The following is a 22532-nucleotide window of genomic DNA, read 5'->3' as shown; positions in this document are numbered from 1 at the left end:
TTCGAATGATGAATACAAACCAGAATATTTCTTACGCTCAAGCGAAAAGACTATTTAGGAAAGTGGTTCTGAATAAGAATAAGAATAATAAAAATATACACATGAAAAACAAGATATTAATTATAACATTAGTACTTCTATCTCAAGCATTCATTGCGTGCGACGAATGGTTAGATGTACAACCGGTCACAGAGATTGATCTTGTTGACCAGATATCCAGCGCCGATGGTTTTAATGAAACCCTGAACGGTGTATATATCAATATGACTGATGATAATTTATATGGGCATCATCTTATTTATGGCGGTGTTGAACAAGTTGCTCAAAACATTAATAATACCTGGGGCTGGGGGTTTGGAAGTTTAGAATTCGACAACCCAGAAACAAAACAAACCATTGCAAAAATTTGGAAAGGCATGTACAATGTAATTGTCAACAACAATATCATTTTAGACAATATTGATGACAAAGCCAACCTGTTTGCAGATACTGACTATAAAATCATTAAAGCAGAAGCATTAGCTATACGTGCATATTTGCATTTTGACTTATTACGTATGTTTGGCGATGCCTACCAAAATGCTGGAGAAGAACCTCAAATTCCTTATGTAAAAACATTCGAACGCGTAAGATATCAGCATTTAACCGCTGACAAGGTTTACGAAAATATTTTCGCCGATCTGGACCAAGCTGAAGCAATTTTAGCTGAGGTGGATCCTATTGTGGGGCATGTTTACGATGGCAACCTACTGGGAAGTTACAATAGAAAATACCGAATGAATTATTATGCAGTACTGGCATTAAAAGCAAGGGTATACATAAACAAAGGCGATCGTTCCAATGCACTGATCTATGCAGAAAAGTTAATTAATGAGTACGATTGGAAATGGGTTAATGTTGAAAACTTAAATGAACCAGACTTAAGGTACAAGGACATGTTATTTTTTGATGAAGTAGTTTCTGCCTTGAATGTGACAAAATTGGAAAGCCTTTACAGTACCTGGTTCGGACCTGATAATAACCAATACCATGCAGGTAATGGTACAACAAATTATGCGGGATATGCATTTGAAGTTTCCGTTCCTCCTGCTTATTGGTGGCAAAAACCAACTTCAGGACCCGGAATCAATGACATAAGATTCTTATACCTATTTAAAGAAAATGAGAATGGAGAATTAACAATTTCCACAAAATATGAACAACCTGCAGAGAGTACATCGTCTCTTAACTTCATGAATTACAAAACAGTACCTCTGATTCGAATCTCAGAAATGATGCTCATTGCTGCCGAGGCTTCACTTTTTACGGATAAGACAAAAGCAGTAGCTTATATTAAAGGTTTAATGGAACAACGTCAGGTAATCATAGAAGATGATTTAAATGGCTTGTCAGAGAGTGAATTACTTGATATTATTGTGAAGGAATTCCGTAAAGAGACTTATATGGAAGGACAACTTATGTATTTGTACAAACGCCTAGGGTTTACAACAATTCCTGCAATGAACAATGATCATTCTGTTACAACAACAGCCGAGAGTTTTATCTTTCCTCTGCCAGATAATGAATTGGAATTTGGAAATATACCTAACTAAAACTTAATTACAATGAAAATAAAAAATATATTATTCCTGATACTGTTCATCCTTGGTGCCATTTCATGTACTGAAAATGACATTATGACCTACGGAGAACAAGATTACATTTATATTCAAGGATGGGAGACAAGAGAGTCTGGAGAAGTGTTACAAACTTCATTTACTTTCTTATTCGAGGACGAATCGGTCAATGAAAAAACATTAGAGATACCCGTAATGGCACTTGGCAACATGACTTCAACCGATCGTTTATTCTCAATCAAAGTGGTGGATTCATTGACTACGGCGGTTGAAGGGACACATTTTAGCATTGATGCTTCTTCACAGGTAATTCCTGCTAACTCTACGGAAGGTTCAATATCAGTCAACTTGATAAAAACCGCAGATATGAAGGATACTGATTATCAGCTTGGTTTAGAGCTGATTTCAAGTGATAATTTTACACCTGGTGTAAGTACAGTTGTTAAAATAACTTACAACGACTATTTTGCTGAACCAGATTGGTGGTTATATGAGCTTTATAATGGTTATCCAACTATAGGGCCATTTACTCAGAAAAAAGCCATTTTGTGGCTGCAGTACAGGGGTGTAACCGATGGTTCCGATCCGCTTATTGAATACAAATCAGATAGCTATAACGACTATATTGGTGGTTATAACTACAATCCTAGTGAAATTGTATGGGCACATATTTATGGATTTAAAAATTGGTTAGAAACCGATTCGGGAGGCCTGTATTACGACGAGAATGGTGATTTAATTTCTGAAACTTTTAACTATTAATTGAAAACTATGAAGACATTAAAATATCTTATATATACAATGGTGCTTATGGTAGCCCTTTCGTCATGTTTGGATGACGAAGGCAACTATGACTATATCGATCTTCCAGAAATGGACCTATCTCAAATACCTGATGAAGCTCAGGGTATTATTGGAGAACGTTTGGTAATTCCCGGGGATATCAGTACCAACTTAACTGATGCAGATATGTCCTATGTCTGGGCAATAAAATTGGAGGATGAAAATAGAGATTTCTATATGGATACGATTAGTACCAGTCGTGACCTGGATGTACTAATTAATTTCCAACCTGGGAAGCAGGATTTGTTTTTTACTGTTGTCGATAACAAGAATGGAGTTAAGTCAGATAAAATGATTGACCTCTCTATTGACACACCATTTTCAACTGGATGGGCATTGTTAAAAGAGAAAAATGGAAAAGCAGAACTGGATTTCATTTCCCAAATAACCAATACCTATTACACCGATGTTTTTACAAATATCTCAGAGGTAAGTTTTGATGGGAAACCATTAAATATTGGATTCTATTGGAGCACATATACTCCTTTTAGCAGCATGTTTATTTTAACAGAAAATGGAGGCGGATTTTTTGATGCATTTTCCATGAAATTAAATGCTTCGGTTCAGGAGAGGTTCCATGGTTTGGATCAGGTAGAATTACCTTTTACAAATAGCATAATTGCCAACCTGGCTAGATCTGTTCCCACATTTATTGCAGGCGGTAAAATTTATGGGAAAGGTGGTTATGTAATTGATGACGAGGCATGGTGGGAAACACCTGCTGCCGGCGATTATTATGCTACTGGTGTGGCTGCTGAAGCCAGATACGATAACATTATCTTTTTCGATTCGAAAAACCGCAGGTATATCACGTATGGAAAAAGAGGCTGGTCTCCCGATGTATATTCAATCGCAGAAGTTACGGCGTCTGCGGGTGCTCCATTTGACCCTGAAAATCTGCAAAAAGATTGTATTTGGATTGGCAATGATGCATTTCGTTCTTTGAGTAGTGGAAATCGAAACTACGCTGTGTTAAAAGATGATGCTGGGGCATTCTTTATCCAAAAATTCGCATTGGGTTATAGTGGATTTACAGCCGAATTGGAATTAGCAGTTGAAGATGGAAAACTCGATGACAATTCTGTTTATACATGTAATCCTGCCCTTCCATTTGTGTATTTATCAAAAGGAAACAGTCTTCATCGATTCAATACGATAACTGAAGCTTTTGAGTATGATCATTTAACAGTTGAAGGAGATATCAAAGATATGGCTGTAAGCCGAGACGGTAGCATATTAGGAATTGTATTGGACGAAGGAAATGGTTCTAAAGTTATTTTCTACGATGTAAATAACGGAAATACAATAACGGAGACATATACAACAGATTCTAAAGTTAAAAAATTAAAGTTCAAAGAGGATTATAATCCTTATGCATAAAATATCATAAAGCAGGCACTGCTAGCGATAAAGGTAATTGTATATTAGTATATTACAGCTATGTAGATGCCTAATTTATAAGCGGATAAATACAAGAGGAGCACCATTTGGTGTTCCTCTTCTTGTAAAATAGCAAGTCAGTAAAAGTGGATTTGGATAGCCCTGCCGATACTTTAAATTGTAGTTTACGTGATGAAAAAAAAGAGCTACACTACCCAAATAGTTCGGGTCATACTGCCCAAGCAGTTTGGGCTATACTACCCGAACCTTAAACGGTCAAAAAGAGTGAGCATTATAATAACGTGAGTTCGAGGTAAAATTCGTTCACAGTTTGCACTGATTTTGAGTAGAAATTTTCTCAAATATTCGCAGGAATATCGGGATATTTCAAGAAGATTTGAGGAAACTTATGCCGAAAGCAGGCAAGCACATAATGGAAAGTTCTCTTTACGACATCTTCACATTAAAAATTCCTCAAAATAGCCCGCTATTCTTTCCAAATTTTTAATGCAAATCTATCGCAAATATAACTTTCTGTGGATAGAATTTTACGTCGAACTCACGTTATAATACTTACTCTTCATTAAAAATGCTACTCCGGAAGTAGTTGGTTGATTGTAAAGACTCACATCCCTACCAGGATAACAATTTACTTTCATATTCAGGAATAAATGTTTTCCCCTTTAGTCAGGATTTTTAGTAAAGATTAAATCGAATATATAAGTTCACTTTAAGATGTCTTGTTTTTCGATTGAATTTGAATATAAAAAATCCGCCAAAACTACGCGTTTTGAGCGGATTTGATTTAATTTGACTATCGTCTCGTGGAGCTGCAGGGTCTCCTTATTCCTCTATATAATTTCACTGGTTTTCAGTATGTTAATATAATTAATGTAAATCAATTGTGAAACAATTATTTTTGTTAATTTCTTTTTCCATATTTTATTCAATAATTTTTAGACTTTTAGCCTTTTTATATTTAATTATCTCATACTCAATAAAAAATAAAGTCTAAATATAGTTCAAAACAAGTCTAATTAAATCATTTTCATCTTAAAAATTCCTGCAGTTCACTTTTATTAATTATTGAGAATTTGCGAACAGAATCATATATTTGAAAGAATTCTGGATTCTTGAAATTTTCTTCAAACTTTACTAGATATGTAGATTGGTTTTCTACTATTCCTGAATAGTTGCAAACCCACACAACCTGACTGCAAGTGTATTCGTTAAGAAATTGTTTTATAACTTCCGAAAATATTTCTTGAGTGAAATGCAGAATATGAAATGGATTGGTTGGTAAATTTGATGCAATAACAATAGGTTTTTTATTCCCCTTTATTAAAATTGAAACTTGGACACTTGCTATGGTTCCATTTAACTCTTGCCCCAACTCTTCAATGTAAAATGTGTTTTGTTGATTGTGAATTTTAATTTTTTCGACATTCTCATTTATAATTGAACACAGTTTTACTTGAAACCTAGGAAGGTAATCGAAGAAATTTTTTAAGATATCGTTATTGAGAAATAAGTCTTGATTTTTAATAAATAATTCTACATCTATCTCTTTCTTACTTTTAGATTCAAGGAAAAATTCGAGAGGTATTTCTGTCTGTCTAGAAAAGCGTTCGGTGTATTCGTATTCTATGGATTTATTTTTCTTGAATTGGGTAGTATTATCTATTGATGTACCGAGGTAGCCAGCTAATTCAACTTCATTAAGTTTTAATTTTTTAGATGCTTTTGAGATCTGAGTAAATGCATAAGTTGGATTATAGTTATGAACCAAAAGTAAATCGCTCGTATCAATTTGAATTACTTCACTAAGTTTCATCAGTGAACTAAGCTTGATATTATCAAAGTTCGATAGCATTGTATATAGACCTCCTCTTGATAGGCCTAATTCACTGGCTAAATCCTTTTTTGATATGCCTAATTTAATTAACTGTTGCTCAATTAGTTTTAAGGTTTGATTCATAGTGAACTTTCGGAATTTTATAACAAATGTCAAAAAATCTTTTGAGAAAGAAGAAATAATATTTAAAATTGTGTCATAAAAATATGACACAGAAATAAAAACATTTCATATTTCTGCATGAATTTTTAAAATATTCAAAGTTATAAAATAATACTGATATGGATTTAAAAGAAGTGAAACTTGTCCAACTTACTCCAATTGAACTGGAAAACTTGATCCTTGATAGCTTGGAAAAATATGACCGAATCAAACTGGTTAAAGAAAAGGAGATTTTATTTTTCACAAAAAAAGAGGCAGCTAAAAGATTAGAGATTAGTTACAATACATTACAGAAGCTGATATACAAAGGATTAATAAAATTAAGACCTGATGGTAAAATATCTGAGAAAGCTTTGAGTGATTATCTAAATCTATAATAGTATGCAGTTTGATCGAAATAGTTTGGATAATGATGAATCAAGATGCTCGTCAATAGAAAATAGGAGTCGATCGAATGGTCGTTTATACGAAGTAAAGGATTTTACTATATCAGAATTAGAATATTGGGGAAAAGGAATAACTGAAGATGACCTTAGGAGATATAACATTTGCTCTCTTTCTTATTATTCCGATCATACTGCAACAGAGGACAATTTCATATATGGAATTATCAATAATGATACTTTAATGAAGGTGATTATACCTCAAAAAGGAATTTACCACTGTTTCAGTAATAATCAGTTTTCTTCTTTTGGTTATAACTTCAGATCTAACAGAAAAGTTAAGGAATTAATAATTACTTCAGATGAAAGAGATGTTATCAATTTGCAAAAATCAGGTTATCATGCTATTTGTTTTGAATGTGACTTATCAGAAATACCTGAAGAAATTATTAGCGAATTGATATTTAAGTCGAAGGAATTATATGTGAGTTTTGGGTCAGATAAAAATGCTAAAAGTGAGGTTGAAAAGTTATGGAATAAGTATGATTTTATCAAGCAGATTCTTCTCCCAAATGATTTACTGTTCAATAAAAATGCATATTCTAAGGTTGCAGCCTCAAGTGTTACAGATTATTTTAGGCATTATACAAGTAGTGATTATGACTCTTTGATTGATAAGGCATTTTTATTTTCAAACCATATTGTTTTAAAAAAAGAACATGAGTTTTGGTCAGTAAAGAAACTTAAAAATAATGAGATAAGATATAAGTTTTTACCAGGTCGAATCTCAAAGTTTCTTACCTCTAATGGGATTTTTGAATATAGGTTTAATGACAATAAACCAACGCTAATCAAGATTAATAATCCATGGATTGAAGAGATTTCAATAGGATTCGTACAAAAGTTACTTCGTATTGTCAGTAAAGAATATGGAAATGAAGATATCTTAGATGTAGTTATTAATGGTTTACGATCATTTTCAGATAAAAAACTTGTCAGCTTGATTGATTCAAAGAGGGAGTTGGAGTTTGATAATGGCTTTCCTCATTCTCAGATATTTTTGTTTAAGGGTAAATTCTTAAAAGTAACAAAAGATCAAATCCAAGATTATAAGTTGGATAATTTTCAAAATTATATTTGGAGAAATCATGAGATTCCCTTTCTCCCCATCATAGAAAAAGATTATTATCAAATCAGTAAAAGCCCATCAGGATTTCATATCAACATTATGGATAATAGTTGTGATTTTCTAAGATATCTGAAAAATACAAGTAGTATATATCATGCTGAAAGTTATAAAACTGTAGATATGATAACTGAAGAGAATCTACATATGATTTCAAAGATTACTGCTTTAGGGTATCTTTTTCATACTTACCTAGTGAAAAGTAAGAGTCGAGCTGTTATTGCATTCGATTATAGTAGTTTGTTTTCTAAGCGAGCTGATGGAGGAACAGGGAAATCCATTTTAGGTACGGCTTTAAGTCGTATGATTTCAACAGAAGAATTTGATGGAAAAGATAAACAACTTGTTAAGAAGGATACTGGTTTTAGCCGGGTAACAGATAAAACAAGACTTATTGTTATAGATGATGTGCCTAAAGGATTCAATCTCGAAGATTTGTTTGCAAAAATAACTGGTCGCTTTAACTTAAGAAATCGTTATCATGATGCGAGAATTCTTCCAGAAGATCAGTCAATTAAATTTTATCTGTCTACGAATGATTTCTTTGATTTATCTCATAAGTCAAAGGATCGGAGAGCCTTTGGGATTTATTTTTCAGATTACTATGATCATAAAAGAATAACGCCTGCTTCAGAATTTGGTTATGATTTTTTTTCTAATCAAGAACCATATGCTCAGCGAAATAAGTTTTACAACTTAATGATGCAATGCCTCAAGACTTATCTAGAATATGGACTAATTGAAGCAAAGGTCCCTGATGTTAAAATTAAACTTATGAAGGATAAAATTGGAGAAGACTTTTTGGAGTGGGCAGATGAATTTTTCGAATTATACGAATTTGGAGAACGCATTTATAGAGTAGAATTTGAGGCCTCCTTTGAAAATTATGTTTCTGAATCGAATGGGAAGGAGATAGGAAGTAGGGAATCAAAAGTAAAATTGAAATTGTATTGCGAACTCCGAAATTATGCATTTAATCCAGCGAAGAATGGTAAGGATCATAGATCGAATTCTAGGGAGTATTATATAATTCAGAAGAAAGGAAATATTGAAGTTAAGAAAAGCAAGTAGAAACGGGACAAAGTCCTGTTTTTAGACTTGTACATTCTGTAAAGAGTTGGTTCTCACTGATGTGAAAAAGGAGCTATGTATTACAAGGTGCTTGTTGTGATATTGAAAACTTCATAACCTACAGTAAATCAGTAATAATTTTAATGTGACAATATATTATGAGTTCATTAACTACAACTAATATTGGATTACCACAGAGAGATATGCTTAAAAAGCTAGCTAAGAAAAATGGAGTCTCACAAGTAGATTTTATCAATGCGTGTATTGACTACTTTTCTAAATCAGGAATAAGTCCACTGGAGCCATATTTATCTCCTTCCGAAGAGATTAAAAAACTTACCAAAAGAGTCGACCAGGTGGTTCGTTTTATCAGAACACAAGAAGAGAAGAAGCTTGATCCTATCCTAAATGACATGATAATTCTGGAGCGTAGACTTGGAGATATGATTGGTCAATCATTGAGCCGAAAAGATTACAATAAAGCCTATGTTGAACTAGGAGAAAAATTAAGTGGGGTAATAAATAGTCTTCGTGATGGTGTCAATAAGCAATTGCAGTTTTCTATTGATCGGAAAAAGATTGAAGATAGCGAAAGAAAAAATACTGAAAAAAAATTAGAGAAGTTGTCGATTGTTGTCATGGCAATTTCTCAGTTAATTATGAATCGAGGTACAGTGTCGTATCGAAAAGAGGATATGGAGCATTGTAAACAAATAATTGAGAAATATGGCAGTTATTAAATTTGATAGCCCCAGTGGATCGGCGACGAACACTTCTAGTTGCTCTCCAATGGTTACGTACCTGGAAAAAGAAGATCAAGATAAAGGGATAGATAAAGAGTTCTTTTTTAATCAACGGAACGATATGGTGCCTGGTCATGTTGTAAAAACAGAAATTGATTCTCGTAAAAAAGGGCTAGGGAAAAATGATGCAAAGTTTTACTCGGGTTCAATTAACTTCTCACAAGAAGAACTGGCTTTTCTCAATAACGATAAAGCAAAAATTAAGAATTACGTCCGTGAAGTATTTAAGCTTTATGCAGCCAATTTTAGTAAGGAAGGCTTAACCATTGATAATATCAATTGGTTCGGAAAGTTAGAAGACAATAGATATTATAAAGGAACAGATCAGGAGGTAATTGAGGGGAAAAACAAAGTTGGAGATATCAAGCCAGAGTTAAACACTCATGTTCATTTTATAGTGGGGAGAAAATCGGTGGATAATAAACTGAAATTATCACCGAAAACCAATCATCGATCTACAAAGTCGGGTGCAGTAAGAGGTGGGTTTAATAGAGAACGATTCATTATCGGTTGTGAGAAATTGTTTGATGAAATGTTTCAATACAATCGTCCAGAAGAGCAAACTTATAAATATCAAGACGAAATTAAAAATGGAGATTCTAATGTAAAATATAATCATATTGCGACATCAGAATCTAAAAGAATTTCTAATAAAAAGTACTATCAGCTAACTGATGCTGAAAAAGAGAAAAAGTTATTAAAGCTGATCAATTTTATTCAATTTGGTTATAAAGAAGAAAGGTATCCTCTTGATAAGAATCAAATTTTGGATAAAGCAAAGCAGCTCAACTGGAACGGAGATATTCACAGGTCTCTTTTAAATCTAAATCAAAGAATAAAACAGGGAAGAGCACTTGAAAGAGATGTAACCGGTTTTGTTCTTAATTACGTTGATTTTTTAAATAAGCCTTACAAAGAATTACCAAATTCTATAAAGGAGGACAGGTTGTTAAACTACGTACAAATGTTGAATTCTAAAAAGCCAGAAAGATACATTAGACTTGATCCATTGAAATTAATAGATGCAGCGAAGCAAAGAGGTTTTAATGGTAGTGTACTAAGAGGTTTAAACCGATTAAATTATTCACTAAAACAAGGAATAGATATTGGCGAAGATCTAAACTTATTTGTTCTCCAGTTAGATGGTGCTGATAATAGAGAGCCTGTTTATTCTTCATTTTCACAAAGCGATTTTATAACGCCAGTATTTAATTCCATAAAAGGAATATTGGGAAGTGTTAATGAATCTCCATCTGATGATGATGACCTATTCTTTAAGAAGAAGAAAAAACGAAAAAGATTATACAGCTAATCTTATGTGAGTAAATAATATCGGATTAATCGAGAATATAAGTAATATAAAAAATACATGTAATATGATTATTGCTATTTCAAATCATAAAGGAGGTGTCTCTAAGACCACTACAACAGTTAATTTAGGAGCAGCTTTGGCTATCCAAAACAAAAAGATTCTCTTGTGTGATTTAGATCCTCAGGCTAACCTAACTCAATCTTAAGGAGTAAGTGAATTTAAAGTGTCAATTTATGATGCCTTAAGAGGAAATGCCAAACTTGAGTTGATTCAAGTAAAAGAGAATTTGTATGTCATTCCAGCTTGTGTTGATTTGGCTGCTGTAGATTTAGAGCTCGCTTCAGAACCTGGTCGAGAATTTATTCTGAAGGAACTGCTTTCTCAAATTGCAGATGACTTTGATTTTATTCTTCTTGACTGTCCACCATCAATGGGATTGCTAACCATTAATGCTTTAGTAGCAGCGGACGAATACTTAATTCCATTGCAAGCTCATTTTTTGGCATTAAAAGGTGTTGGGAAATTGATAGAGGTGGAAAAGAAAATAACATCAAGATTGAATCCAAATCTAAAATTATGTGGTGTCTTACTGACTCAATTTGATAATAGAAAAATATTGAATCGAGATGTAAAAGCCACTATAAGTGAGCATTTTGGTGCAAAACTTTTTAAAACGCAGATAAGAAATAATATTGCTTTGGCCGAAGCTCCAATTCATGGACAGGATATATTCACATACAGTCCTGAATCAAATGGTGCTTCTGATTATTTGGATCTTTCAAAAGAACTGATTTTGTAAATACAATTATTATTTAATAATATTTTATTTCTCGTATTATTCGGTAATATCATACTATCGGGTAACTAAAAATTATAGTAATATGGCAAAGGATTTAAGCTCGGGCCTGGATGGGATTTTAGGAGGTCAAAAAAATATAAAAGAACCTATTTCAAAACAATTGACTGAAAGTCATAGAGCAACATTTGTAATTGATAAGAATCAACATGAAAAACTTAAAGCTATCGCCTGGTGGGAAAGAAAGCAAATTAAGGCGGTTTTGAAGAATGCATTAGAATTGTATTATGCTTCAAGGTCGAAAGAAGAATTGGAAATGATTTTGGATAAATACACGGATTTCAATAAAAATAAGGAATAGAGCTTAATTGAATTTTTTGTTGAAAACTTATTTGAGAAAACGGTTGGAGTCCCATAATAAGATGTAAAATTTGTATAAACCAAACTTTCAAAATATGAGCAATTATCAATTCAATGACTATCAAAGTGAAGAATTACAAGAAAAATTCAATACTTTAGGATTTACATATGTTGAGCAATCAAATGCGAACTATCCAACTCAGGTTAAGTTCTATCGAATATTAAAAGATTTAAATCCAGATAGCGATTACGAGTTGGTAATATTCTTTGAAAGGTCTGATGATTCCTTCTTTTACAAAGGATCTTATCTTCAAATTATTGAAGTAGATCTTTATCAAAAGAGGGAAAATAATAGTTTTTTACTTTCAGAATCGGCTGCAGGTTTTATCGATGATGGAGTATTATACAGAAAAACATTAAATATTACATCATTTGAGTCTTTGCAGAGCATGTTAGAGATGGTTGATTTTGTTGATACAAGAGAGCTCTCGCAGCTTTAAATACTACTTTACTTCTTCAATTGAATCTCCGTTATTAATTTCCTTGTCAGTATTATCCCCTTTTACATGAGAGGAGGTATTTGCACCATCACAGAGAATATTCTTAGAACCATATTCTTGAGTTTTGTGAAATGATTTCCACCTCTCATAGTCTAATTTATAACAGCAATTCATAGAGTTAATCCCCTCTTCTTCAATTATAGGTCTGGTCTTTCCCCAAAGCCATTTCTGAAATGGTTCCTGATCCTCATTGGGAATTTCAGGAATCAAAATATAATCTTTTCCTTTTTTCATTTTCAGTTGTTTGTTTTATTGTACAATTCTATTCAATCGGAAAATGAATTTCTTCATATTCAACAACAATGTCACAGGCCTTATCCATTTCTACTACTAAAGGATGTGAAAGTGGCATTTCTTCATTTATTAATGGAAGTAATTCTTCAATTCTTTCCAATGCATTTTCGTATTCCTGTTTGGTTATCATGATGGTCATATTAATCTAATACTGGTCTGTAATTTGATAAGTTGTAGGGCATTCGTAAAATCCGGATTTGTCAATTTTCAAGAATAAGTTAAAGAAAATATCACTAAATGTGGAGCGTTCTGTATTTCTATTGTATTTCCGGATTTCCCAACCGTTATTAATTGCACTTTCAGCCTGGTTTAATGCAAAAACTACACTTTTGTGTAACGTTTCTCGGTTACTCCAGTGGTTCTTAATTTGATTATAGGTTGCTGATTTTAAACAACTATAATACATGCAGTAAAATTGACTTACTGAAAAATTACACAGAATTTCTTCAATGTGCTCAAGATGTTTTACTGTGAACCAATAATTAATATTGATATCTTCAACCATGGTAATTACGTACTCCAGGCATTCATGTTTTGCAATATTTATCCATATTTTCCTCAGAGTTTCTTCTGAAACATTATTCTGTTTTGGATAGTAAAATGATTTGAAAATTTCATCTTTATTTAGTTGTTGGTCGTTGATATTTAGTGAATAATGACAAGCAAATAATTCCAATTTATCCAGATCTGAATCTGTTTTAATTATTTCGTTATAATGCTGTGGTAGGGATACCATAAATATTAATGAAGCATCAATAAGAAAATGAATAATTTCATTATCGAAAAAACGATTTGGAGATAACTTAAATGAGCTGTTGTGAAAGCTGATATTATTATAGCTACTTTCAGTATCTGCAGACCTTACAAAACATGATAAATAAATTAATTCTGTATCGCTTAATTCGGTAATAGAACGCTTGTTTTCACCACTTCCAAACCTGTTTTTAATTAAATTAAAGATATTTTGAACTCTTTTTTCTTGTTGTAATCTCTTGGTTTCGGTGCAATTGTCGCAAGTACAATACCTTGTGTTATTATGACCACATTCGTAACAAAAGGCAACGTTGGCATAAGAATTAGGTTTGCATCTTTGTGCCCATAATGGTTTCTTACAGTAAATGCATTTTTCTTTTGTAATTTTTAAAGGTAAAAGCTTATTTAATCCAGAAACATAAATGTCAATATTATACTCTTTGATTAAGCTTTTGTTTGTTTCACCAGTTTCATATCGTAGACAGAGTTCTTCTATTTGTTCTTCTGATAAGTGAGATAGCTTTTCGTGGCTTCTTGCAGGGTTTAATTTCATAGGTGGTGGCCTTTACGTACGCCACCAAAAATAAAAAGAGGCATGTCCTCTATTCCATTATACCGTAGATAGGTACGACCAAGCACCTTGAACAAGTACAACGAAACAAGAGAACACACCATATCCTGGTGCGTTCACCCGTCCATCTCTCTTGTTCTTTAAAATTGGTCGTTTTATCTACAGAGAAACTTCAGTAACGCAATATTATTTCTTATCTATTTTCTAATGTAAAGATATTTAAAATTGAATTATTTCCAATATGGATATATTTACAATGCCTGAAATTACTGATGTTTTCGATATTAATGTTATTGTCGGTATTACTTATATTATCGAGTAATATTTGATGAATTTGTAATACAAGAAATGTTAAGCTTTTCTTTTAGCTACTTCATAAGCCGATTTCATGGCTTTTGTGTTTTGTTGTACTTGTGAGCTTTTATAGAATTTTGCCAATTTCTCCTTGTTAATCATCCCGGTATTTTCATCAACATCGTAATCCAGGTAATAAACTTCTTCATACGAGAATTCAATGCCATTAAAGTTGGTTGTTTTAATTGCTTTTACCTCTTCGGTTAGAGTGTTGTCGCGTCGTAGGATTTGGTTGGATTTCATGAATGTAAAATTTAGGAGTAAGTCTAATCCAAAAGAATGGTTTTTTTAATTACATGGAGTGTTCAATGAGCACATCATAGTATAAAGCTAATCAATGTTGAATGTAAATTCATAATATTACTGATATTATTTATTCAGTAAATATTACTCGATAATATGAGTAATAATTCATTATGAATTAAAGTTGAGAATAGGGAAAAATAGTTGTTTAATTCAGTTAGACTTGATTAGTTTTTCTCTACTTTTGACAAAACTGTCTAGAAATATTTAACCAATGAAGAATGTAGGATTTGGAGCTTATTTAAAAGCACAGCGAGAGGGGAAAGGTATTCCTCAACGAAAAGTAGCACATGCTGTTGATGTAGACACTAGCACTTTATCGAAGATGGAGTTGGGAGAACGGCCTATTGCAATATCAATGATAAAACCTTGGGCTAACGCACTAGGAGTTGATTTTAAACAATTACAAATCAAATATATTTCTGAAAAAATATTACATGATTTCAGAAGTCAACCATATTTGTTCGAAGCTATTGAGAAGACTAAAAAAATATTAGATGAATAACAAATCCCATAATAAGTTAGTAAGTTTCATCTGGGGAATTGCAGATGATGTATTAAGAGATGTATTTGTACGTGGAAAGTATAGAGATATAATTCTTCCTTTCACAGTATTGAGAAGATTAGATGTGCTTTTGGAAGAAACAAAAGATAAGGTGCTTGAAACCAATGAATTTCTTGAGAAGGAAGGTATTGATAATAAATCATCATTAACTGATTATTCGAATTATCCTTTTTATAATACTTCTCGTTTTACAATGGGAAAAAATTGTGAAGAGAATGCAAAATTTAAATATGTTTCATTGATGTCCGATCCGGATCGAATAGATTCTAACTTGTTGGAATACCTGGATGGTTTCAGTGATAATGTACAGGAAATTATCAGCAAATTTAAAATAAGAAATCAGCTGGAAACAATGCATGAAGCTGGTATTACCTTTAGCTTAATAGAGAAATTAGTATCAAAAGAAATCAATCTTAGCCCTAATGATAATGTTAATTCTAAAGGTGAAAAATTACCTGGACTTTCCAATTTGGGTATGGGCTATGTGTTCGAAGAATTAATTCGAAAATTTAATGAAGAAAACAACGAAGAAGCTGGAGAGCACTTTACACCACGTGAAATTATTAGACTAATGACGCATATTGTGTTTGAGCCATTAAAAGGTAAATTACCGGAAGGTGCTCGTTATTCGATTTACGATCCTGCTTGTGGTAGCGGTGGTATGCTAACAGAATCAGAAAATTTTGCTCTTCGTATTACAGATAACAAATGTAAGTTTAAACTACATGGTCAGGAAGTTAATCCAGAAACATTTGCAATTTGTACTTCCGATATGTTGATTAAAGGTGAGGAAACAAATAATATTGCTTATGGATCTACTCTTTCGAATGATGGATTTAGAGGACTAGAGTTTGATTTTATGCTTTCAAATCCTCCGTATGGGAAATCCTGGGTAAATGATATGGATTCGATTGTAGGTGAAAAGAAGAAAATTATTGATCCACGCTTTAGTCATGGTGTTCCACGAAGTAGTGATGGGCAATTGTTATTCTTGGCCAATATGGTTTATAAAATGAAAAAGCATAGTAAGCTTGGATCTCGGATTGCTACGGTACATAATGGATCAGCGCTATTTACAGGTGATGCAGGTGGTGGAGAAAGTAATATTCGTAAATGGATAATTGAAAACGATTATCTTGATTGTATTGTGGGATTACCTAAAAATATGTTCTATAATACAGGTATTACTACATATATTTTCTTTTTAAATAATCGAAAGGAAGACTATAGGAAAGGAAAAGTACAATTGATTGATGCTGGTGAAATCTATCAGAAAATGAAAAAATCTCTGGGAGCTAAATCAAATGAATTGACGAAAGATCATATTGCAGAGATAACAAAAATTTATCTGGATTTTAAGGAAACGGAACAATCCAAGATTTTTCAAAATTCAGATTTTGGATATCAGAAGATAACTGTTGATAGGCCTTTGCGCTTATCTGCAAAATTTACTGAAGAATCTGTTACAAGTTTAAGGTTCGCTGATGCAATTAGAGATGAAATGGAATACATTTATAAGAACTATGGAGATGATGTATATTCTAATTTAAATCAACATAGAAAAGCAATTGAGAAATATTTTGAAAAGGAAGAAATCAAAATTAAACCAGCTCAAAAGAAGAAACTGTTTGATGTTAAGTTATGGAAAATGCAACGTTCTATAATGGAGTCTGCTAGATTACTAATGAATGAAATAGGAAGTGAGCAAAGTGATGACTTTAATTTATTTAAAGGGATTATAGACAAGGCTATAAAGAAGTTGGCTCTTAAATTAGATAATGCAGCAAAAAAACAGATTATTAATGCTATTTCCTGGAAAAATGAAGATGCAGCTAAAGTAATAAAAAGGAAAGAAAAGAGTGGAAATCTTATTTTTGAACCAGATACTGACCTTAGGGATAGTGAAAATGTTCCACTATTAGAAGATATAGAAGATTATTTTGAGCGAGAAGTTTTTCCTCATGTAACAGATGCTTGGATTGATCATTCAAAAACTGTAATAGGCTACGAAATTTCGTTTACTAAGTACTTTTATAAATATCAACCATTAAGAGGATTAGATATTATAACAAAAGAATTGAAAGAAGTAGAGAAGGAAAGTGAAGGCTTATTAAAGAAAATAATTAACTAACCTGTGTAACATGGCATTTCAACCCCCAACAACAATTTTTTCAGCAATTCAAAAAATTGATTCTAATAAATTATTATTACCTGCGATTCAACGTGAATTTGTATGGAGTCACAATAAGATAGAAATGTTATTTGACTCTTTAATGAGAGACTATCCTATTGGCTCTCTACTGTTATGGAAAGTGGAAGGTGAGAACAAAATTAATCATAGATACTATACAGTTCTTAAAAATTATCGTGAAAGGTATAAAACGCATTGTGAAGAGATAAATACAGATATTCTTCCTGATTTTGAAGCAATACTTGATGGACAGCAGCGATTAACAGCGATTTACATTGGTTTAAAGGGAACCTATGCATATAAAAAACCTCGCGTTGTTTGGAGAGATAATGAGTATGCTGTACCAACACGTAAGTTATTTTTAAACATAGATGAGCTATACTCTAATGGAGATGATGATCAATCGGATGATGGTCGGTTATATAATTTTAGATTCTTATCGCAAGAAGATACAAACATATTAGACAATGGTAATTGGTTCCCAGTAGAAAAAATTCTTTCCTTACAAGGTACATTTAAATTAAATAAGTTTTTAAAAGAAAAAGGTTGGGATGATAATGAATTCATAAGTGAGACTTTATCTAAGTTGCATGATGTGGTGCATGTAAATCCCTTGATAAATTACTATTTGGAATCGGAGCAGGATTACGAAAAAGCCCTAAATATTTTTGTCCGAATTAATAGTGGAGGTGAAGTGTTAAATTATTCGGATTTAATAATGTCAACTCTAATTGCTGGTTGTAAAGAAATTGATGCAAGGCTAGAAATCAATAATCTTATTAATGAAATTTGGAATTCTTATGAGTTTGATATTGATAAAGATCTCGTCCTTAGAACCTACCTATTACTTTTTAGCGAGGATATTAAATTTAGAGTTACCAATTTTTCTGTTAAGAATGCTATTGAGTTTGAACAAAACTGGAAATCCATAAGGAAAACCATTGTAGAGGCTTTTCAATTAATTAGTGATTTTGGCTATGTTGAAAGAACATTAACCTCAAAGAATGCAGTTCTGCCGATAATTTATTATTTGTATAAATCTGGTAAGGTTAAGAAGTTTAGTAAAAAAGTGGCTTATGAAGAAGATCGAAAGGTTGTCCGGAAATGGTTTCATGCTGTTTTGTTACATAGAATTTTTGGAGGTCAGGCCGATAGTGTATTGAAAACCATAAGAGATGTAATCCTAAAGGCAATAAAAAAAGAAACGGACTTATTTCCCATTAAAGAGATTGCAAAAAAATTATCAAAAACTAGAAAGAGTATTACGGTTGATGACGAATTTATAGAAGGATTGCTTTGGACACAATATGAAGATAGGTATGCATTCCCAATTCTTGCGTTGTTATATCCAAACTTAGATTATAGGAATGGAGATTTCCATAAAGATCATATTCATCCGAAGAGTTGGTTTAGGAAAAGAGATCTTAAAAAGCATGGAATTGAGGTCACAGAAGAAAATAAGGAATATTTTGCTGATTCAGATATGTATAATGGGATTGTTAATCTACAGATGCTTGATAGTAGTCAAAACATCTCTAAAAGTGATAAATCTTTAACAGAATGGGCAAAAAATGGTGCAGATTTAAAAAAACAGTTGATTCCTGAAAAATTGGATTTCAATGATTTTCCAGAGTTTGTGGATGAGCGTTGGGACATGTTGACAAAAAAATTGAAAAAGGAACTTACTTTTTAGAATATGACAAAGTATAAAGCATATAACAATTATAAGGATTCGGAAATTTTATGGTTGGGGAATATTCCTTCTCATTGGAATGTTCAAAGAACAAAAAATCTTTTTAAGTTGATTTGTAATCCTGCCCCAAAAAATAATAATGAAGAACTATTATCAGTTTATACAGATATTGGAGTTAGACCAAGGAGAGAGCTTGAGCAAAAAGGAAATAAAGCAAGTACAACTGATAATTACTGGATAGTAAAGAAGAATGATATAATTGTAAATAAGTTATTGGCATGGATGGGGGCAATTGGAATATCCAAATATGATGGTGTTACAAGTCCTGCATATGATGTTCTTAGGAAGAGATTTGATTTAAATCCAGATTATTATAATTATATTTTTAGAAGTACTGTAATTAGGTATGAGTTAAAAAGACACTCTAAAGGCATTATGGATATGCGGCTAAGGCTTTATTTTGATGAGCTAGGACAGATTAAATTGCCTAACCCACCAATTAAAGAGCAGAGTATAATAGCTTCTTTTCTTGATCAAAAGACAAATGAAATATCAAATTTTATTGCATTAAAGAAAAGAACAATTTCTTTATTAAAGGAGAGAAAAACAACTATCATTAATCAGGCTGTCATAAAAGGACTCGATCCTAATGTTGAAATGACTGAATCTGGTATAGAATGGTTGGGAGATATTCCTAAGCATTGGAAAATAAAGAAATTGAAGTATTTAGCAAAAATAAAAACAGGAGGAAAGGATACGGTCGATAAAGTAGATGATGGGATTTACCCCTTCTATGTTCGTTCGGATAATGTTGAAAAAATTAACTCTTATAGTTTTGATGGAGAGGCAATTTTAACTGCAGGAGATGGTGTTGGTGTAGCAAGGGTATTTCATTATGCTACAGGAAAATTTGACTACCATCAACGTGTATATCGTATCAGTAATTTTAAGGAAGTGTTAGGACGTTTTTTGTTTTTTTATATTTCAGAAAATTTAAAAAAGGAGGTTTTTAAGACTTCAGTTAGTACAACAGTTGATTCATTGCGTTTACCAATGTTTTTAAACTTTCCTGTAATCATTCCGGATGAAATAGAACAAATAGAGATTGTAAGTTTTATAGAGGCTGAAGTTTCAAAAATTGATCACGTTATTTCTCAAGCTGAAAAAGAAATCAATTTGATTAGGGAATACCAACAGAATTTAATTAGTGAGGCTGTTACCGGTAAAATAGATTTAAGAGATATTTCAAAAATGAAATATTTAGATTGTGATTTATTGGTTGAAGAAAGAATGCAAAAGGTGAATTAACACAATGTTATTATGACTTACGACTTATTTGTTGAACAGTTGAGCAAACTCAATGAAGCATTTAGTATAACTGGTAAAGCTAAATATGATTCTATCTGTATTTCTAATGATAGAGTTGAATACGTAAGGGAGAAAACAGGAAACAAGGAGTTTTTACTATTAAGTGAACTGTTTGAGTTTGCAAAGAAAGAAAGTGCAATAAATACAATTATTGCAAGAGATTACATTAGTGGGAGAAAATATTCTCCTGCTTGTGCAATTTTAATTGCGGCAGGTGTTTGTGAGTATCTTAAGGAGTAAGTCTTCGATCTTTTTGTATTTAATGGTTTTAATCCTTGACCTGATACTTCTGTTCCTAATAATATAACCCATAGAGGTTATATTGATGTATTATAACCCATATGGGTTATATAAGTACAGTTTACCATTAGTAAAGATTGTTTGCTAGAAATCTACGTACTTGTAATCCTTCAAATATTACTCTTCTTACTTTACAATTTAATTATAACCCTTCTATTGTTGGAATTATAACCCATAAAGGTTATATTCGTGTATTATAACCCATAGAGGTTATATTTCATAAGATTACTTAAATTATTAATCTTGATAAGATGAAAACAGTTGCTGTACTTACTGGTGATTTAATTCGGTCACGTAAACTTCAAAATGGTGATCTTGAACTGGTCTTGGAGGAGTTACCTCGTTGTTTTGAAGAAATTAAGAATAGATATTTAACTAAAGGAGGGTATTTTGAATTCTATCGTGGTGATAGTTTCCAGATTTTAATACATGAGCCTGAACTTGCACTTAAGGTGGCATTGATATTACGAGCTCGTCTAAGGAGCTTATTTGCCGCAAAGGTTTCAATGAAAGGTACCATCGACGTTAAAAGCGATGCACGTATATCAATTGGTATTGGCACCATGCGAATGCAAAATAGCCGTGTTGTAGAATCACAAGGCGAAGCATTTGAATTATCAGGAATGGAACTTGATAAAATGGGAAAGGAATCACAGGAACTTAGTATTAAAACTCCTTGGGATGAAATTAATAATGAATTAAGAGTTAATTGTTTATTTGCAGACAATACGATTAATAATTGGAGTGCAAAAACTGCTGAGAGTGTTTTTAGGTACCTTCTATATGATGAAACACAGGACCAACAAGCAGGATACTTTAATATCACCCAACCGGCTGTTCGTAAACGATTAATGGTCCAGGGTAACATGAAAGCAATGGACGCTTTTATTCAACGTTCACAAAAAATTATTCAGCAACAATTTAAAAATACACAAAATGGATTATAGCATTCTCGTCCGCCTAGTCCTGGCCCATCTGCTTTCTGATTTTGTTTTTCAACCAACATCTTGGGCTGAAGAGAAAGAAAATAAAGGGTTTAAGTCTAAATATTTGTATTTACACACTTTAATTACTGGAATTTTTGCCTGGTGCCTAATTTGGGACCAAAGTTGGTTGATTCCTATTCTAATTATAACTGCAATTCATTTAGTAACTGATGGAATAAAGGGAGAAGTTAATAAAATAGTTAACGGAGGATCCTATCCTGGACCAGGTTATCTATTTGTTATAGATCAGCTTATTCATTTTTCGACAATTATTATTGCTTGGTTAATTGTTTCAGGGCAAGCTATACCCTTATGTGAAGAGATTTGTGACTTGATAAAAGGGGAGAAATTATGGTATATTCTTTTAGGTTATACTGCGATATCCATACCGACTTCTGTTGTGATTGGTAAAATGACACAGAAGTGGAACCAAGAATTAAATGGACCGAATAATAGTGTTGGAGGGAATCGAACTCAACCGACCAATGGCCAAAATAATTCATCTGGAACTCAAACACAGTCCGCAAATGGACCAAACAATCCTTCTCAAGGTCAAGCACAAACTACAAATGGGACCCAAGGACTGGAAAATGCTGGAAAATGGATTGGCATAGTTGAACGTATAATGATTCTAACCTTTGTTCTCATAAATCAATTTGCGGCAATAGGATTTATGCTAGCTGCAAAATCAGTGCTTCGCTTTGGTGATTTAAAAGATGGCAATGACCAGAAAAAAACAGAATATATCATCATAGGAACATTTCTAAGTTTCATGCTTTCCATTTTTACAGGAATAGTAATTAAGTATTTGATAAAATAAACTTGGC

21 protein-coding genes and 1 pseudogene are annotated in these 22532 nt (G+C 32.4%); 17 read left to right on the top strand and 5 right to left on the bottom strand.

Annotation, left to right across the window (positions count from 1 at the left end; all coding sequences use genetic code 11):
• The first annotated feature begins 101 nt into the window (after positions 1-101).
• Genes ACO05S_RS05010 through ACO05S_RS05000 form a run of 3 tightly spaced genes read left to right on the top strand, consistent with a single transcriptional unit; the run spans position 102 to position 3839 of the window.
• On the top strand, positions 102-1592 hold the full coding sequence (locus ACO05S_RS05010; RefSeq protein WP_421920433.1) for a RagB/SusD family nutrient uptake outer membrane protein: 1491 nt from the start codon (positions 102-104) through the stop codon (positions 1590-1592).
• A gap of 12 nt (positions 1593-1604) precedes the next feature.
• Positions 1605-2378, top strand: a complete 774-nt coding sequence (locus ACO05S_RS05005; protein WP_421920432.1) for a DUF4843 domain-containing protein — start codon at positions 1605-1607, stop codon at positions 2376-2378.
• 9 nt (positions 2379-2387) lie between these two features.
• Positions 2388-3839 (top strand): PKD-like family lipoprotein, encoded by a 1452-nt coding sequence (locus ACO05S_RS05000; RefSeq protein WP_421920431.1) that lies wholly within the window; start codon positions 2388-2390, stop codon positions 3837-3839.
• A 1048-nt stretch (positions 3840-4887) separates the two neighbouring features.
• Here the strand turns inward: ACO05S_RS05000 and ACO05S_RS04995 are convergent.
• Positions 4888-5817 (bottom strand): helix-turn-helix domain-containing protein, encoded by a 930-nt coding sequence (locus ACO05S_RS04995; protein ID WP_421920430.1) that lies wholly within the window; start codon positions 5815-5817, stop codon positions 4888-4890.
• A gap of 158 nt (positions 5818-5975) precedes the next feature.
• Between ACO05S_RS04995 and ACO05S_RS04990 the strand changes: the two genes are divergently transcribed.
• The 7 genes and pseudogenes from ACO05S_RS04990 to ACO05S_RS04960 all read left to right on the top strand — a co-directional run bounded on the left by ACO05S_RS04990 (position 5976) and on the right by ACO05S_RS04960 (position 12267).
• The gene (locus ACO05S_RS04990; RefSeq protein ID WP_421920429.1) at positions 5976-6233 is read left to right on the top strand and encodes a hypothetical protein; all 258 of its coding nucleotides are present in this window, start codon (positions 5976-5978) and stop codon (positions 6231-6233) included.
• A 4-nt stretch (positions 6234-6237) separates the two neighbouring features.
• On the top strand, positions 6238-8496 hold the full coding sequence (locus ACO05S_RS04985; protein ID WP_421920428.1) for a hypothetical protein: 2259 nt from the start codon (positions 6238-6240) through the stop codon (positions 8494-8496).
• Between the two features lie 158 nt (positions 8497-8654).
• Entirely contained in the window at positions 8655-9236 is a 582-nt protein-coding gene (locus ACO05S_RS04980) for a BfmA/BtgA family mobilization protein (RefSeq protein ID WP_421920427.1), read from the top strand.
• Positions 9223-10611 carry a DUF5712 family protein gene (locus ACO05S_RS04975; protein ID WP_421920426.1) on the top strand — a complete coding sequence of 463 codons (1389 nt, stop codon included), beginning with the start codon at positions 9223-9225 and terminating at the stop codon, positions 10609-10611. The genes ACO05S_RS04980 and ACO05S_RS04975 overlap by 14 nt, the downstream gene beginning before the upstream one ends.
• 64 nt (positions 10612-10675) lie before the next feature.
• Positions 10676-11410: pseudogene (locus tag ACO05S_RS04970) on the top strand (ParA family protein).
• Between the two features lie 82 nt (positions 11411-11492).
• A complete protein-coding gene (locus ACO05S_RS04965) occupies positions 11493-11768 on the top strand; it encodes a hypothetical protein (RefSeq protein ID WP_421920425.1) in 276 nt (91 codons plus the stop codon).
• Positions 11769-11862: 94 nt separating this feature from the next.
• On the top strand, positions 11863-12267 hold the full coding sequence (locus ACO05S_RS04960) for a hypothetical protein (RefSeq protein WP_421920424.1): 405 nt from the start codon (positions 11863-11865) through the stop codon (positions 12265-12267).
• A 3-nt stretch (positions 12268-12270) separates the two neighbouring features.
• On the opposite strand, the gene ACO05S_RS04955 is transcribed toward ACO05S_RS04960, so the two are convergent.
• From ACO05S_RS04955 to ACO05S_RS04940, 4 genes are all read right to left on the bottom strand, one after another.
• Complete coding sequence (locus ACO05S_RS04955) at positions 12271-12561, bottom strand: hypothetical protein (RefSeq protein ID WP_421920423.1); 291 nt, start codon at positions 12559-12561, stop codon at positions 12271-12273.
• Between the two features lie 28 nt (positions 12562-12589).
• Positions 12590-12751 (bottom strand): hypothetical protein, encoded by a 162-nt coding sequence (locus tag ACO05S_RS04950; protein WP_421920422.1) that lies wholly within the window; start codon positions 12749-12751, stop codon positions 12590-12592.
• 15 nt (positions 12752-12766) lie between these two features.
• Complete coding sequence (locus ACO05S_RS04945; RefSeq protein WP_421920421.1) at positions 12767-13927, bottom strand: hypothetical protein; 1161 nt, start codon at positions 13925-13927, stop codon at positions 12767-12769.
• 369 nt (positions 13928-14296) lie between these two features.
• The gene (locus tag ACO05S_RS04940; RefSeq protein ID WP_421920420.1) at positions 14297-14542 is read right to left on the bottom strand and encodes a hypothetical protein; all 246 of its coding nucleotides are present in this window, start codon (positions 14540-14542) and stop codon (positions 14297-14299) included.
• A gap of 274 nt (positions 14543-14816) precedes the next feature.
• Here ACO05S_RS04940 and ACO05S_RS04935 point away from each other — a divergent pair, with 274 nt between their 5' ends.
• The 7 genes from ACO05S_RS04935 (at position 14817) to ACO05S_RS04905 (ending at position 22525) form a co-directional block, all read left to right on the top strand.
• The gene (locus ACO05S_RS04935; RefSeq protein WP_421920419.1) at positions 14817-15107 is read left to right on the top strand and encodes a helix-turn-helix domain-containing protein; all 291 of its coding nucleotides are present in this window, start codon (positions 14817-14819) and stop codon (positions 15105-15107) included.
• The gene (locus tag ACO05S_RS04930) at positions 15100-17298 is read left to right on the top strand and encodes a type I restriction-modification system subunit M (RefSeq protein WP_421920418.1); all 2199 of its coding nucleotides are present in this window, start codon (positions 15100-15102) and stop codon (positions 17296-17298) included. Before ACO05S_RS04935 ends, ACO05S_RS04930 begins: the two co-directional genes overlap by 8 nt.
• 10 nt (positions 17299-17308) lie before the next feature.
• Complete coding sequence (locus ACO05S_RS04925; RefSeq protein ID WP_421920417.1) at positions 17309-19051, top strand: DUF262 domain-containing protein; 1743 nt, start codon at positions 17309-17311, stop codon at positions 19049-19051.
• 3 nt (positions 19052-19054) lie between these two features.
• On the top strand, positions 19055-20359 hold the full coding sequence (locus ACO05S_RS04920; protein WP_421920416.1) for a restriction endonuclease subunit S: 1305 nt from the start codon (positions 19055-19057) through the stop codon (positions 20357-20359).
• 12 nt (positions 20360-20371) lie between these two features.
• On the top strand, positions 20372-20659 hold the full coding sequence (locus ACO05S_RS04915) for a hypothetical protein (RefSeq protein ID WP_421920415.1): 288 nt from the start codon (positions 20372-20374) through the stop codon (positions 20657-20659).
• A 311-nt stretch (positions 20660-20970) separates the two neighbouring features.
• Positions 20971-21666, top strand: a complete 696-nt coding sequence (locus tag ACO05S_RS04910; protein ID WP_421920414.1) for a hypothetical protein — start codon at positions 20971-20973, stop codon at positions 21664-21666.
• Positions 21656-22525, top strand: coding sequence for a DUF3307 domain-containing protein (locus ACO05S_RS04905; RefSeq protein ID WP_421920413.1), 870 nt, complete (start codon positions 21656-21658; stop codon positions 22523-22525). The genes ACO05S_RS04910 and ACO05S_RS04905 overlap by 11 nt, the downstream gene beginning before the upstream one ends.
• Positions 22526-22532 lie beyond the last annotated feature (7 nt).

The sequence above is a fragment of the Marinifilum sp. genome, assembly GCF_965230805.1.
In the GTDB taxonomy this organism is placed as follows: Bacteria; Bacteroidota; Bacteroidia; order Bacteroidales; family Marinifilaceae; genus Marinifilum.
This window is presented reverse-complemented; position numbering and strand designations above follow the sequence as displayed.

What these genes read in the sequence shown, in the direction of transcription:
- ACO05S_RS04910 (WP_421920414.1), top strand. Translation starts at nt 20,971, where the DNA reads ATGAAAACAGTTGCTGTACTTACTGGTGATTTAATTCGGTCACGTAAA.
- ACO05S_RS04990 (WP_421920429.1), top strand. Translation starts at nt 5,976, where the DNA reads ATGGATTTAAAAGAAGTGAAACTTGTCCAACTTACTCCAATTGAACTG.
- ACO05S_RS04985 (WP_421920428.1), top strand. Translation starts at nt 6,238, where the DNA reads ATGCAGTTTGATCGAAATAGTTTGGATAATGATGAATCAAGATGCTCG.
- ACO05S_RS04915 (WP_421920415.1), top strand. Translation starts at nt 20,372, where the DNA reads ATGACTTACGACTTATTTGTTGAACAGTTGAGCAAACTCAATGAAGCA.
- ACO05S_RS05010 (WP_421920433.1), top strand. Translation starts at nt 102, where the DNA reads ATGAAAAACAAGATATTAATTATAACATTAGTACTTCTATCTCAAGCA.
- ACO05S_RS05000 (WP_421920431.1), top strand. Translation starts at nt 2,388, where the DNA reads ATGAAGACATTAAAATATCTTATATATACAATGGTGCTTATGGTAGCC.
- ACO05S_RS04940 (WP_421920420.1), bottom strand. Translation starts at nt 14,542, where the DNA reads ATGAAATCCAACCAAATCCTACGACGCGACAACACTCTAACCGAAGAG.
- ACO05S_RS04925 (WP_421920417.1), top strand. Translation starts at nt 17,309, where the DNA reads ATGGCATTTCAACCCCCAACAACAATTTTTTCAGCAATTCAAAAAATT.
- ACO05S_RS05005 (WP_421920432.1), top strand. Translation starts at nt 1,605, where the DNA reads ATGAAAATAAAAAATATATTATTCCTGATACTGTTCATCCTTGGTGCC.
- ACO05S_RS04945 (WP_421920421.1), bottom strand. Translation starts at nt 13,927, where the DNA reads ATGAAATTAAACCCTGCAAGAAGCCACGAAAAGCTATCTCACTTATCA.
- ACO05S_RS04920 (WP_421920416.1), top strand. Translation starts at nt 19,055, where the DNA reads ATGACAAAGTATAAAGCATATAACAATTATAAGGATTCGGAAATTTTA.
- ACO05S_RS04980 (WP_421920427.1), top strand. Translation starts at nt 8,655, where the DNA reads ATGAGTTCATTAACTACAACTAATATTGGATTACCACAGAGAGATATG.
- ACO05S_RS04955 (WP_421920423.1), bottom strand. Translation starts at nt 12,561, where the DNA reads ATGAAAAAAGGAAAAGATTATATTTTGATTCCTGAAATTCCCAATGAG.
- ACO05S_RS04930 (WP_421920418.1), top strand. Translation starts at nt 15,100, where the DNA reads ATGAATAACAAATCCCATAATAAGTTAGTAAGTTTCATCTGGGGAATT.
- ACO05S_RS04935 (WP_421920419.1), top strand. Translation starts at nt 14,817, where the DNA reads ATGAAGAATGTAGGATTTGGAGCTTATTTAAAAGCACAGCGAGAGGGG.
- ACO05S_RS04905 (WP_421920413.1), top strand. Translation starts at nt 21,656, where the DNA reads ATGGATTATAGCATTCTCGTCCGCCTAGTCCTGGCCCATCTGCTTTCT.
- ACO05S_RS04965 (WP_421920425.1), top strand. Translation starts at nt 11,493, where the DNA reads ATGGCAAAGGATTTAAGCTCGGGCCTGGATGGGATTTTAGGAGGTCAA.
- ACO05S_RS04960 (WP_421920424.1), top strand. Translation starts at nt 11,863, where the DNA reads ATGAGCAATTATCAATTCAATGACTATCAAAGTGAAGAATTACAAGAA.
- ACO05S_RS04975 (WP_421920426.1), top strand. Translation starts at nt 9,223, where the DNA reads ATGGCAGTTATTAAATTTGATAGCCCCAGTGGATCGGCGACGAACACT.
- ACO05S_RS04995 (WP_421920430.1), bottom strand. Translation starts at nt 5,817, where the DNA reads ATGAATCAAACCTTAAAACTAATTGAGCAACAGTTAATTAAATTAGGC.
- ACO05S_RS04950 (WP_421920422.1), bottom strand. Translation starts at nt 12,751, where the DNA reads ATGATAACCAAACAGGAATACGAAAATGCATTGGAAAGAATTGAAGAA.